Raw genomic sequence first — 12,689 nt, 5'->3', positions numbered from 1 at the left:
ACTAAGAGGCTGTTTTAAAAGTATTGGATGCTACTCGACCATCCTCTAACAACAGAAGCCAAAGTATCTCCTCAATCTAGATTAGAAGACTAGATTAGAGCTGTGCATAGCAATAGGGGCGTACAGGGCCACATATTGGGGGATGGGGATAACAGGGGTTGATGGGAGGACGAGGTAGGGGAAAAGGCTTGGCAATAATAGGCTTGTGCTCAGGCTCAGGCTTAGGCATGGGTCGATGGATATCAATCTTTAGATCTTCGATGTCTTTGATGTCTATCATGTCCCTGATGTCCATGGGATGTGCGATCATCCGACCCCCTTGAAGTGAGGAAAACTCCTCAGTGTTTATTTCCTGAAGATTTTCCAGGTTCTCAATTTTCATTGATTTTTTTTCTTGAGATAGTCTAAGAATTGATGAGATGTCAAGCTTTCTCATCTTGGTATGCTATGCCTAGTTTATTAGATTGGCTTTGATTGTTGTCGCCAAATTGGCTTTTTTACTACCAGTTTTAACTAACAATTTTTACCTAAACTAGCAATTATCATCACGAGTGATGTACACAGTATTTTTTCCCACTCCCCATACTCTTACCTCTACTCTCTACTCCCTACTCCCTACTCCCTACTCCCTGCTCCCATTAACCCAGGACGAAAGTCCCTCACTAAATTGAGAACTGCTATAACAAAATTCGCTCCCTGCTAAGGCCAATTCATGGAAATCCTTAACAACAGAAGCGAATTAGTTACTATGTGACATACTCCCACACTGACCTTACAGGTTCAGTGTGGGCTTCTTGCCAACTCCACCCAACGGTTCGGATACTCGGCAAGCTTTATTAACGACACGGGATGCCCCTCCGCGCCGGAACAATACAAAAATTCGATTTTTTCGCTAGTTAAATAGCTGACAAACCAGCATTTTCGGCTTTGTTTATCAGTACATATATTATAGCAATTCCATACATACTCTGTGCAAAATTCATCCCACACCTAATGCGCAGCATAGGTGTGGGATGAATTTTGCCGGACAGCTAATTACCAACTATAGGCTTTAGGTCACTAGGGAATAGGGAATAAAGTTTATGGATCAATTTTCTTGATCCATAAATCCTTGGCTTTCTACTAAGAGGCGGTTTTAAAAGTATTGGATACTACTCCACCATCCTCTAACAACAGAAGCCAAGGTATATCCTCAATCGAGATTAGAAGACTAGATTAGAGCTGTAGATAGCAATAGGGGCGTACAGGACCACATTTTGGTGGCAAGGGATAATAACAGGGGAAGGGATGAGGTCGGGGAATAGGCCTGGCAATAATAGGAGGCTTGGGCTGAGGCTTGGGCTCAGGCATAGGCCGATGGGGAGCAATCTTTAGATCTTCGATGTCTTTGATGTCTACCATGTCCCTGATGTCCATAGGATGTTGGATCATCCGACCCCCTTGGAGTGAGGAAAACTCCTCAGTGTTTATTTCCTGAAGATTTTCCAGGTTCTCAATTTTCATTGATTTTTTCTCCTTCTTGAGATAGTTTAAGAATTGATGAGATTTAAAGCTTTCTCATCTTGGTATGCTATGGTTAGTTTATGCTATTAGCTTAGATTGTTGTCGCCAAGTTGGCTTTTTTAATAACACAAAAGTCGCTCCCTGCTTAGGGAACTTAATTGAAATACTTAACAATATCAGCGAAGTAGTTACTTTATAAAAATACTGGAGGCGGTGACAAGCATCGAAAACTACTGACCAAAACTACTTACCAACTCTAGGGTTAAGGTCACTAGGCTCCAAAACTCTAGCTAGACAGTCATGAGCATAGTTTCAATTACTGACAACTCAATCCCTGATTATTTCGTCCAAAGTGAATTGGCTAAATCCAGACTAGATCAGGATTATAGCTGACCTTTTACCCCAACAGGGAAAATTATAGAATGTTGACCACATAACAGTCGCTAATATGAGATGATCGAGAGTTACGTAACGGAATTTCCTTTTCCCCTTTATTAGGGAATAACTTGGTAGAGAATTCTCGAAGTTCTGGTGTATCGAAGTCATCAATGCTAACAGTAACTATCCCACATAGGACATATTGATGACGAATAGGAGGCTCTGGCTTATACGGGCCGAAAAACGCATACTGGCCACCTTCAACAGAAGATAATTTCTCTATAGTTATCTCCTGGAGATTTTCTAGGTTCTCAATTTTCATTGATTTTGTATCCTTCTTTAGATAGTCTAAGAATAGATGAGATTTAAGGCTTTATCATATTGGTATGCCATGCTTAATTTTAGTAAATTTGGTCTCCTCGGTGTCATAGTTGTCGCCAAGTTGGCTTTTTTTTACAAAAAAAATTCGCTCCTTGCTAAGGCCAAGTAATGGAAATCCTTAACAACAGAAGCGAATTAGTGACTATCTGAAAATCCCTGTATTGGGCGAAAAGCACCGAAAAATGATTACCAACTATAAGGTTAAGGTCACTATGCTCAAAAACTATACTTATAAACTATACTTAGATAGTCATGGTCATAGTTTAAGGATTCAGCTATAAGCCTATAAAATAAGTTGACGGCTGACGGCTGACTGCTGAATGCTTACAGCTGACCTTTTACTCCAAAAGCTAAAATTAGAGAATAACAGGACAAATCCTTAATGGAATTGCCTTGATATCTTTAGAAGGGAGAGGTCTGGGATAGGGATAACATGGTGGAGGTGGTGGTGGTGGACAATAGGGATAAATGGGACGTTTGTAATCTGGATGAATACGAATATCGCCCAAATGTATTTGATCTGCGATCGGTTTATCTGCGATCGCTATCATGCCACCTTCCACAGAAGATAATTGATCTATATTTATCTCCTGGAGATTTTCTAAGTCTCCAATTTGCATGGAAAATTCTCCTTCTTCAGCTCAACAGTTGTTGATGTTGATGTTGATGTTGATGTTGATGTTGATGTCTGGGTGAAACATTTAATTGCTTCATTTGATTATTATTGTCCGATGTTAGCTTCTCTATGTCTTGCCAATTTGGCTGGAATAGGTTAATCATTTTAGGGAAGAGGGAGTAGGGAGTAGGGAGTAGGGAGTAGGGAATCGGGAGTCGGGAATCGGGAATCGGGAATCGGGAACAGGGAACAGGGAATCGGGAATCGGGAATCGGGAGTCGGGAGTTGCTATACCGTGTTGACTCTAGCTGATGCGATCGCATACACCCCCATCACACCCCTTTGAGACGATCCGACTGGTGACTGCTGGTGGCGAAAGCACTATCACATAAGGGTTTAAGCTCTGCAACAAAAACAATCCTCTTGATCCATTACACTCCCGATTCCCGATTCCCGATTCCCGATTCCCGATTCCCGACTCCCTACTCCCGTCCTACCACCAAATCCCACAAGGCATCAATACCACTACCCAAATAGTTTGAATCCTGGTGTTGTTCAATCCATTCAATTACAGTAGGGAGAACATGATTGGATGTTTTGCCCAATTGGCCCAAGACTTCGGCTGCCTCCCTACGCACATAATAATTATCATCCATTAGCCTTGCTACGAGGGCGTTAACTACGGTTTCTAAGCTGTTGCCCAAATTGCCCAAGGCATTGGCTGCCCACCCACGCACATAAGACTTATCATCCTGAAGCCCTGCTAGGAGGGCGTTTATTACAGTTTCTGAGCTGTTGCCCAATTTGCCCAAGGTCAAGGCTGCGTTCCCACGCACAACATAATTCTTATCCTTAAGCAGTACTAGTAAGGTGGTGACTATGGGTTCTGAGCTGTTGCCCAAATTGCCCAAGGCATCGGCTGCGTCCCTACGGACAGCACGATGCTCATCCTGAAGCAGTGCTAGTAGGGCGTTGACTACGGTTTCTGAGCTGTTGCCCAATTCGCCCAAGGCATAGGCTGCCCTCCAACGCACAGGAGGATACTCATCCTGAAGCCGCGCTAGGAGGGCGGTGACTACGGTTTCTGAGCTGTTGCCCAATTTGCCCAAGGCATAGGCTGCGTTGCTACGCACATCATAATCCTCATCCTGAAGACTTGCTAGTAGGGCGCTGACCACGGTTTCTGAGTTGTTGCCCAATTCGCCCAAGACATGGGCTGCCATCCCACGCACACCAGAATCGGGATCCTGAACCAGTGCTAGAAGGGTGTTGACTACGGTTTCTGAGCTGTTGCCCAATTTGCCCAAGGCATCAGCTGCCCTCCCACGCACACCAGAATTGTTATCCTGAAGTCTTGCTAGGAGGGTGCTGACTACAGGTTCTGAGCTGTTGCTCAATTTGCCCAAGGCATCGGCTGCCCATCCACGCACAAAAGAATTATCATCCTGAAGTCTTGCTAGGAGGGCGCTGACTGCGGCTTCTGAGCCCTTGCCCAAATTGCCCAAGGCCAAGGCTGCACTGACACGCACATCAGAATTCTCATCCTTTAGCCGTGCCAGCAATGCAGTAATTACCTGATCTTTTTCCCCTAACTCAGCTCGATATTTCAGCAATCGTTCCTCATCAATTAAATCTGATTGCTCCTTCAACAATTCCAATATCTGTGTCTCAAAATCCGTTTCATACAAACTACAAATTATCTGAAAAACCTGCTCGTGAATATTCTTGGCAACCCGCTCTTCACTAGTCACATCCAACTCTACCAACCGCTCCAAAATCTCTTGCACTAACTCACTATCAGTACTCCGTAAATTTTTCGGATCTTCTGCCAAACAATTACCAGCAAACAACAAATCCCGATGTAACCACTGCTCATAGTTACTCTTATTATTCAAAACTGCCCGAATTGCCTTCGCGGCATTTTTAGGTTTTTGTTGTGCTATCAGCAATAATAACACTTCGCGCCAATGGGAGTCATGTAAATGCTCCCGAATATGATTCAAAACAATATCGAAATCATACTCATTCTCTGCTTGATAGTTAATCTCCTGAGCACACAAATATTCTTGAAACGTCTTATGGACAAAACCATAACAATCTTGCCCCTGCTCATTCAACAAACCCGTGCGCTTCCGAATTAACTCTACAAACCGTTTCGCCTCTTGCTTGGCTTTATACAAATCTACCTGCTTCAAGGTTTTAATCTGCTCAGCCAATTGCTTAATCAAATCATCTTGGTTAATTAAGGTGCCACTATCCTTATCTTCAGCATCTCCCTGAGTATGAATCCAATACGCCAACCATTCCATCAATCGGCGTAAATCATCCAAACTCAAATAACTCAACCACTTATCACTAGTTAATTCCTTATTAGCATCCCAAGAGGTTAACAAAGTTTCCACTGCTTTGTCATAAAGCTTATAGCGTTCTTTGGGCAAAACCGCTTGATACCGATGAATCAATGCAATTATTGTCAACAATAACGGATTCCGTGCCAATAGCTTAATCCGGTCATTATCATCCAGCGCCTTTCGTAAACTCTCCTTGCGCCTTTCCGCTTCTGCTTGGTCTTGAAAGCGACTGTTATACCAGTTATCAATAAAAGCGGAAATCTTGCTATCATCAAAGGGTTCAATTTGATAGTGGGGAAATTCCTCAGTGCGGAAAAAGTCGCGCCGATAACCAGCCGGTCGAGATGTAATAATAGCGCGATTTCTGTCAAACTGTCCTAAAAAATTCTCGATGCGCCTGACCACATCATTGCGTTTAGCCTCATCTGCGACTTCATCCAAACCATCCAGCAATATCAACGCCCTACCATCAGACAACCAATGCTCAAAAAATCCCACTGGTAACCGTTGCACTGACATCGTGTTTTCCGCAAACCTACGAGCATAGTCGATCAGGTTTTTATCGAGATTTATCCCAAAATCTCGCATCCTAATTAAAATCGGTAGCCAGTCCGTATCACCATCTAATCCCAACTCCTCAGCCTTGCTCTGAGCCAACATTACCGCAAAATAACTCATCAACGTGGTTTTTCCCGAACCAGGGGCACCCAATATCACTACTCGTCTCGACTGACTTTGGCTCAATAGCTGCTGAGCCAAGAATTTTCGTCCAGTCGTCTTTTCCAACAACACCCTTTCCAGTTTTTCCCCACTTTCTGCTGCTAACAACTCCCGCTCCCAACCGCCAGCCGTTGATACCTCTTCCACCACATCGGGCATTACAAAAATTTGCGCTAACTTCTCCGATTTCTCTACTTCTTGCCCAGGCACAGCAATGCCAGCAAACTTGACATCATCAAACCAGTTAGCCAACTGCTCACAATAATCCTGTTTAGCTACCTGAAATTTGAGATAAGTAACAGTATGCTGAAAATAAGCATTAACAAACGTCTCTATCCAAGGCTGGAGACTATCTTGATTTAGTTTAATATTATTCGTTTCTGCTTCTTGTTGAAATACGGTGCTTAAAATATCCCGGTCTGGCTGCCCTTGATTAATTAACGGTTTCTGTAATTGTTCCAAAACCGCCGAGTTAGTAAAATAGCCCTGCAAAAAACTTTTAACTCCATTCAATCCATCCGGTGGAGCGTGAAAAAATAACAGCTGTTGAGGTTCCAGTTGTTTTTCCCATTCTTTAACTGCCTCTTCTCCCGCTTTGATTGCCTTCTCTACATCGCTTTTATTCAGAGCTTTAACAATACGCTTCCCTGCTTCTCCCGCAACAGTACCTAACAAAGGTGACGCGATTTTCGATAGTTCCAGACTAGCCAAGAAGGAGAATGGTTCCATAATTTATAGGTAATTATGTTCGATGCTATTAATTATAGCAATTTAGGGAGCAGGGAGTAGGGAGTAGGGAGTAGGGAGTAGGGAGTAGGGAGTAGGGAGTAGGGAATCGGGAATCGGGAATCGGGAATCGGGAATCGGGAAAAAATCCTGTGCAGCTCACTACTATTATGATAAACGATAGAATTTAGAATTTAGAATTTAGAATTTAGAATTTAGAATTTAGAATTTAGAATTTAGAATTTAGAATTTAGAATTTAGAATTTAGAATTTAGAATTTAGAATTTAGAATTTAGAATTTATCAAAAAATGCGATACTCTGAAATAGGCGCTATGGGATTTACCTTAGGCTACGCTACGGGATGCTCGGTACGATCCGCTACGCGATGAAGCGTTTCGGCAAAGCCGACGCTACGCGAACGCAAAGCGTGGCCTACGGCCTCAGCTTCCGCTAAAAGCGAACGCTAATACAAAAATAACCCAAAAAAACTAAATTAATAGTTTTTATATATACCCCAAAAATAAAAAAAATAAAAAATACTTGACAAACTAAATAATTATTTATTACCATAAAAATGTCACCAAGACAACAACAAAAAACCATTATGGACATCGAAAACTTTCTCCCAAATTTCGAGTATAATCCCAACAATCCTAATCTCCCTCAATTATTTGGCCAAGCGCAGCCAGGACGGGAGCAAATCAAACATATATTGATCGGTTCTCCCAAAACCGTCCGGGTCACAATCTATAATCTTTATAGCCGTGGCTACGCCCAAGTTCATGAGTGGAGCACTCCTCAACCTATCGGAAATTCTGGTGAGGTCATCAGTATATTGATTCGACATCTGTTGGTAGATTAAGATAGCAACTTGCCAGGGATGCCAATCCCTGGCCACAGGTCAAAACTTAGGAGAAAGTACGAAGTCTGAAGTCTGAAACATAAGTTTGTATGTTGTTGATTGGGATAATTTCCTAATAAATTGGTGAACACATAGTCAAGAACCCTAGGGCTCTTGACTATGACAAAAAATAATTCGGTCAAGGATTGGAATTAACCAGAACTTGACCGAATTTTTTTATTGTGATGAGGGAACAGGGAACAGGGAACAGGGAGTAGGGAGTAGGGAGTAGGGAGTAGGGAAGAAAAGTTAGATGTACCTTATTACTAGAAAACTCAACAGCACTAATCAAGACTCAAGACTAACTTGCGACAATGCAATAGTTTTTTTAACCTTCCACCCTTACCACCCACATCACCCCTGGTGTTAATGCAATAGTTTTTTTAACCTTCCACCCTTACCACCCACATCACCCCTGACGCTAATGCAATAGTTTTTTTAACCCCACTCCCCACACTTACCACATTTACCACCCCTTGCATCTTTTAAAAAATCGTGTTAATATATTAGTATCGTAAACACAATGGTTTTACCGCCATGATGATTTCTACCGCACAAGCCGCTGAATTACTAGGTATCTCTGCCACTCGCGTCCGTTTCCTGTTGAGCAAGGGCAGAGTCAAAGGTGCTTATAAGGTCGGTAGAACTTGGGTAATTCCCTTATTTGATGGCATGCCAGTGGTCACCCCTGGTACTCGCGGACCAAAGCGGAATTGGTCAAAGCGTACAAATTACACTAAGGCTGTCATCCACGTTAATCAAAAAGTTATTCGCCAAAATCACAACACCGGCGAACGCAATCCCGTGATTACCGTAAAACGAGGCTCTAAAAACACTTACGGTCATACTGTCGAAGTCAATGGCCCCTGTCGGGTGATGTATCGCCCAGATGAACCCCTACACTGTGGAGCACGGGTATGGATTGAGACGATTTCTGACTTTAAGGTGATCGCCTAAGCTGTTGTGCATTTGACTTAGACTCCGTTATAAAAAAGTAACCATTTAGCGGTCAGCGGTCAGCGGTCAGCGGTCAGCGGTCAGCGGTCAGCGGTCAGCGGTCAGCGGTCAGCGGTCAGCGGTCAGCGGTCAGCGGTCAGCGGTCAGCGGTCAGCGGTCAGCGGTCAGCGGTCAGCCGTTAGCCTTTCGCTGATGACTGATAGCTGATGACTGATAGCTTACAACTGATAGCTGATGACTGATAGCTGATGACTGATAGCTGATGACTGATAGCTGATGACTGATAGCTGATGACTGATAGCTTACAAACCATCAAACCCTATCCCCCTGCTCCCTACTCCCTACTCCCTACTCCCTACTCCCTACTCCCTACTCCCTACTCCCTACTCCCTGCTCCCTACTCCCTACTCCCTACTCCCGACATATCAAACTTTCCTGGGCAATTTTTTCCAATTCAACCGCTTTCAACAATCGGGACCAAGCCTCAGCAAACGTAGCATTTTGTGGATTACTACAACGAAGTTTAGCTGCTTGATTCAAGGCATCATACCAAATGCCATTTTCAGCATAAACTGTCATTAGCTTCTGCTGTGAATTTTTTGTATCTAACTGATACTTAAACTCTGGCAATTCAACCCGTTTCAAGAGTCCTCTAATAAACAAAACCGAGTCATCGTAAAACGAGTCTGGGGAATTACAATCAACGATCAAATTCCAGCGATACCACTTACCAACCTCTAAGGAGTACGGAAGAGGTATGCTAAACACACCAGACCGACTTGGCAAAGTAACAGGTAAATATTTTGGAGCAAGCTTGGTGTTAGTTTTTGAATCCCGCAAGGAAAATTCCCCAGAAAGCCCCCTCTCAACACTTTCAGATTGATAGGAAACATGAACCCAGATAGTCGGAGACTCATTAACTGTCAATCCCCTACTATCTTTAGCGATCACAGGTGTCACCCTTAAGTTTCCTCCCATTTCAGAAACAGCCATAGGACAATATCCACGATTACCTGTACCTCGCCTACGTCCGCTCGGGGCATCACCTGAATAATCTGGCTGTTTAAACTCTACTGCTATAGATTCAGCCCTATTGCCAGTGGATTCCATCAATTGCGCTTGTGCTGGGTAGCTGGTGAGAGTCGTCAGAGCAAACGCAATCCCATAAAGCAGTTTAATTTTAACCATTCTCAACTCCGATGCTTTTGGCAAGGAAGATGCTGGCTGGGTCTCAGAAGTTCCCTTTTTGCATCAATCCTAGTTTCACATCTGATTGGAACATGGTGTATAACGTACTACCAAAACCATACCCACTGAAGTAAGCACCAATACCATTGCTGATGGCACCAGCGGTATCCAACCCCCTTGCAAAATAAACAGATAACAAATGCCATACAAAGCACCAAGTGCCACTCCCGTCGAGATTACCAAGCCACTTAGGAAATCCATGTCCCTAGCCTGGCCTGAGCGGAATCCAATTACCAAACCAATTACACTTCCTACCACAGACCAACCCCAAATCCACAGCACTTCTCCCGATTCTGACCAAACCCACAACAAAGGTCGATTATCCAGAACCGCACTCAGGATTTGACTTACCATATGTCCTTGAATCATCACTCCTGGTGTTCGCTTCTTGCTCAGGGACTGACTGGCACTGTAAGGGGTCAGCCAGTAATCACTACTGGTATTAATTGGACCGGCTATACCAACAAGAATAATCCGACCCTTCAGTTGGGACCTGCGCTGGGGCGGAATCTTATCATTGAGAATATCGCCAACATTGACTTTTAGTGCAATATCTTCAGGAGAGCGACGGGAACGGTAATTTAGCAAGATTTGTCTACCTGCTGCATCCACTCTGTGGTAGCCACCGGTATAGGAATTTAATTCCTTCAGCACAACAGTTTTACCGTTATCCAAATGTGGCGTATCAATCCACAATTGCTGATTTGATGTGTAGCCCCATTGGATACCCTTAGCATGTAGATAGTATAGGGCTAGTAGCAGGCTAAGGTTATTCTTAGCAGTACACTTATCGGTCAGGTCTGGTGAGTTCAGAGATAACAGATGGCGACGGAGGATTCCCCCCTGGTCAGGTAAAGCATCACTAAAACCAATCCGATCGGGCCGAATTTCCAGGGGTGGAGAAATCCCTTCGGTGTCCCCAGCCTTAGCATCCTTCACTTTACAGATACCAAATAAATTCTTTTGTCCCAGGTAAGTTGCTAGTTTAGGGTAAGCTGGATCCACCGGAAAATCACGATAGATATCTAAGCCAATCGTGACTGGTTCATACTCCTGGAGTTTCTCAAATAGCCGAGTAAGAGTATGGTCTGATAACGATGCCCCATGCTTGGGTTGCTGTTCCTGATTTTTAATATCCTCTGGGGTAGCCTTAACAATCAACAGACGCTCGTCCCCCATTTCATAGGGTCGTTGTCGCATCAGTTGGTCAAAAGCTTTTAGTTCAAGCCCTTCCAATAGTCCCAACCACCGCAATCCCATCACCAAAGCCATGGCGAATACACTAGCCTTGAGTAACAAAACGCGATCGCACCATAGTGACCGAATCAGAAAAAAATGCCAAGGTCTGTAGGAGCTGGTATGCGATCGCAAAAAGGTCTTAGTCTTTTGGTCTGAAGGAGTAGGGGAGGTACTGGGCAATGAAGCTTGACCCCCTGCTACAGCCAATCGCATCATGTGTTGACCCTCTGAAGAGGTTTGTGACCCATGAGCCTGACTGGAGCTACCTGAAACAGAAGGGAATTGATTGCGATCGCGCAACTGTTGCCAAGTCGGCGGAACAACAGCCGGATTTTGGCAAATCACTGGTAACCAGCTAGCACCAGGATAGTTATCTTCCCACCCTTGCAACCGTTCCCTAGCTTCCCGCACTGCCAGATATAAGGATTTTCCACCAGCAAATGCCGTTAAAAAGGACTTCAAAAACTCCTGTGCCACTTGATCGGGTACCGGCTCCCGCATCACAATCAATTGAGGAATATGTAAATCAGCCAATTCCCGTGCCAATCCCAAGCCATCGCAAGAGTTGAAAATTGCCAGTCTCAAACCACGGGTAATAGCTGCTCCCAGAGCATGCTTTAACTGGGAAATCGTTAAGCTATCAGTTTGATTAATACTTATGTAACCGGTTTTAGCATCCGCCCCACTCCCGCTATGTCCCGCAAAAAACAGGATATCCCATCCCTGTTTATCCCAAAGCTGGTGGTTAAGCTCTTGGCGTTGTGGCTGCACCACAAAAACCGTTTCCGCCTCCGGTAATTGCTCAAGTAAAGCGCGGTCTTTTTCAACCTCAATCCCTTCACTATTTCCTAAAATTCCTAATACCCTAACTTGACCCGTTGACTCTCGATCTGGCGTCGTGACTGGCTCATACTCTTGGCTACTCAACGCCACTTCCGTCAGGGGGTAATCTTCAAATAAACGCCACAAATGCCAAGGAAATCGTCGCACTTGGTCATCTTCCGCCTCGATAATCACGCTAATTTCCTCAGACGGCATTAGTTTAGTTCGCACTCGCCGTTCAATGTTGTGAAATTCTTCAGCATTGAGCCAAGTATTAATTTGCTCTTCTAACTGTTGAGACAGATTCCTAAACTCAGCTTCTGAAACATTAGTGATACTAACGTCATGAATTTCCAGACGGAGATCGCACCTGAAGCCTCCGTAGAGTGCTGCATACATTAATTGCCAGCGTTTGTAGAGTTTAGGCAGTTCCGGTGCAGCAGGCAAACCTCCAGTAAACTGCATCAGAGTACGATGATCCCTTTCCCAAAGTTGAGCGATAACAGTAGGAAAACCTTCCTGACAATTTCCATTTCCCAGTTTTAAGACTACTAACTGACTCATCGATAATAGTGCTTCAGGGCTAAGTCAGCTCTGAAATTTCCATGGTTGCTTGGAGTTTACTGTTTATGGGGGTCTAACCATTAAAACTCTTGCGATATTAACATTACTTGATTGTATTTGTCAACTCCTAAATTAGTGGTATAAAAATGCTATAGTATAGTTTGGAGATTTTATATTTAGCTTTATCCACAGCTCACTGATTCAGCATCAAGCGATATCATAAAAATCTACTTTTGAGCCAAACTTTAGTTGTCACATGACCGTAATTTATGGTATAATAGA

The 12,689-nt window shown here is 43.8% G+C and carries 14 protein-coding genes and 1 pseudogene; 5 read left to right on the top strand and 10 right to left on the bottom strand.

What is annotated here, in order from left to right; translation table 11 throughout:
* Nucleotides 1-94: 94 nt before the first annotated feature.
* From F6J90_RS28030 to F6J90_RS28010, 5 genes are all read right to left on the bottom strand, one after another.
* Complete coding sequence (locus F6J90_RS28030; protein WP_293101208.1) at nt 95-382, bottom strand: hypothetical protein; 288 nt, start codon at nt 380-382, stop codon at nt 95-97.
* An 833-nt stretch (nt 383-1,215) separates the two neighbouring features.
* A complete protein-coding gene (locus F6J90_RS28025) occupies nt 1,216-1,503 on the bottom strand; it encodes a hypothetical protein (protein WP_293101205.1) in 288 nt (95 codons plus the stop codon).
* 415 nt (nt 1,504-1,918) lie between these two features.
* A complete protein-coding gene (locus F6J90_RS28020) occupies nt 1,919-2,203 on the bottom strand; it encodes a hypothetical protein (protein ID WP_293101203.1) in 285 nt (94 codons plus the stop codon).
* 415 nt (nt 2,204-2,618) lie between these two features.
* On the bottom strand, nt 2,619-2,882 hold the full coding sequence (locus F6J90_RS28015) for a hypothetical protein (RefSeq protein ID WP_293101201.1): 264 nt from the start codon (nt 2,880-2,882) through the stop codon (nt 2,619-2,621).
* A 16-nt stretch (nt 2,883-2,898) separates the two neighbouring features.
* Nucleotides 2,899-3,201: a hypothetical protein gene (locus F6J90_RS28010; protein WP_293101199.1), complete on the bottom strand. Its 303-nt coding sequence runs from the start codon at nt 3,199-3,201 to the stop codon at nt 2,899-2,901.
* A 46-nt stretch (nt 3,202-3,247) separates the two neighbouring features.
* On the opposite strand from F6J90_RS28010, the gene F6J90_RS28005 reads away from it, so the two are divergent.
* Nucleotides 3,248-3,415 carry a hypothetical protein gene (locus F6J90_RS28005; RefSeq protein WP_293101196.1) on the top strand — a complete coding sequence of 56 codons (168 nt, stop codon included), beginning with the start codon at nt 3,248-3,250 and terminating at the stop codon, nt 3,413-3,415.
* On the opposite strand, the gene F6J90_RS28000 is transcribed toward F6J90_RS28005, so the two are convergent.
* Both F6J90_RS28000 and F6J90_RS27995 read right to left on the bottom strand, forming a co-directional pair.
* Entirely contained in the window at nt 3,361-6,678 is a 3,318-nt protein-coding gene (locus F6J90_RS28000; protein WP_293101193.1) for a HEAT repeat domain-containing protein, read from the bottom strand. The genes F6J90_RS28005 and F6J90_RS28000 overlap by 55 nt on opposite strands.
* 28 nt (nt 6,679-6,706) lie before the next feature.
* Nucleotides 6,707-6,838 (bottom strand): hypothetical protein, encoded by a 132-nt coding sequence (locus F6J90_RS27995; RefSeq protein WP_293101190.1) that lies wholly within the window; start codon nt 6,836-6,838, stop codon nt 6,707-6,709.
* A 412-nt stretch (nt 6,839-7,250) separates the two neighbouring features.
* Between F6J90_RS27995 and F6J90_RS27990 the strand changes: the two genes are divergently transcribed.
* The gene (locus F6J90_RS27990) at nt 7,251-7,538 is read left to right on the top strand and encodes a hypothetical protein (protein WP_293101187.1); all 288 of its coding nucleotides are present in this window, start codon (nt 7,251-7,253) and stop codon (nt 7,536-7,538) included.
* A gap of 178 nt (nt 7,539-7,716) precedes the next feature.
* On the opposite strand, the gene F6J90_RS27985 is transcribed toward F6J90_RS27990, so the two are convergent.
* On the bottom strand, nt 7,717-7,869 hold the full coding sequence (locus tag F6J90_RS27985) for a hypothetical protein (RefSeq protein ID WP_293101184.1): 153 nt from the start codon (nt 7,867-7,869) through the stop codon (nt 7,717-7,719).
* 245 nt (nt 7,870-8,114) lie between these two features.
* Here F6J90_RS27985 and F6J90_RS27980 point away from each other — a divergent pair, with 245 nt between their 5' ends.
* From F6J90_RS27980 to F6J90_RS27975, 3 genes and pseudogenes are all read left to right on the top strand, one after another.
* Complete coding sequence (locus F6J90_RS27980) at nt 8,115-8,534, top strand: helix-turn-helix domain-containing protein (protein ID WP_293019455.1); 420 nt, start codon at nt 8,115-8,117, stop codon at nt 8,532-8,534.
* Nucleotides 8,535-8,646: 112 nt separating this feature from the next.
* Nucleotides 8,647-8,727: pseudogene (locus F6J90_RS43775) on the top strand (hypothetical protein); the annotation flags it as partial.
* A gap of 97 nt (nt 8,728-8,824) precedes the next feature.
* Complete coding sequence (locus F6J90_RS27975; protein ID WP_293101181.1) at nt 8,825-9,031, top strand: hypothetical protein; 207 nt, start codon at nt 8,825-8,827, stop codon at nt 9,029-9,031.
* Here the strand turns inward: F6J90_RS27975 and F6J90_RS27970 are convergent.
* Nucleotides 8,946-9,722, bottom strand: a complete 777-nt coding sequence (locus tag F6J90_RS27970; RefSeq protein WP_293101179.1) for a DUF928 domain-containing protein — start codon at nt 9,720-9,722, stop codon at nt 8,946-8,948. The two genes, F6J90_RS27975 and F6J90_RS27970, sit on opposite strands and share 86 nt — an antisense overlap.
* Before the next feature lie 75 nt (nt 9,723-9,797).
* Entirely contained in the window at nt 9,798-12,407 is a 2,610-nt protein-coding gene (locus F6J90_RS27965) for a CHASE2 domain-containing protein (RefSeq protein WP_293101176.1), read from the bottom strand.
* Between the last annotated feature and the right edge of the window lie 282 nt (nt 12,408-12,689).

Origin of the sequence: Moorena sp. SIOASIH (assembly GCF_010671925.1) — a bacterium.
GTDB lineage: Bacteria > Cyanobacteriota > Cyanobacteriia > Cyanobacteriales > Coleofasciculaceae > Moorena.
The sequence above is the reverse complement of the archived record's forward strand: the minus strand, read 5'-3'. Positions and strand labels throughout refer to the sequence as shown.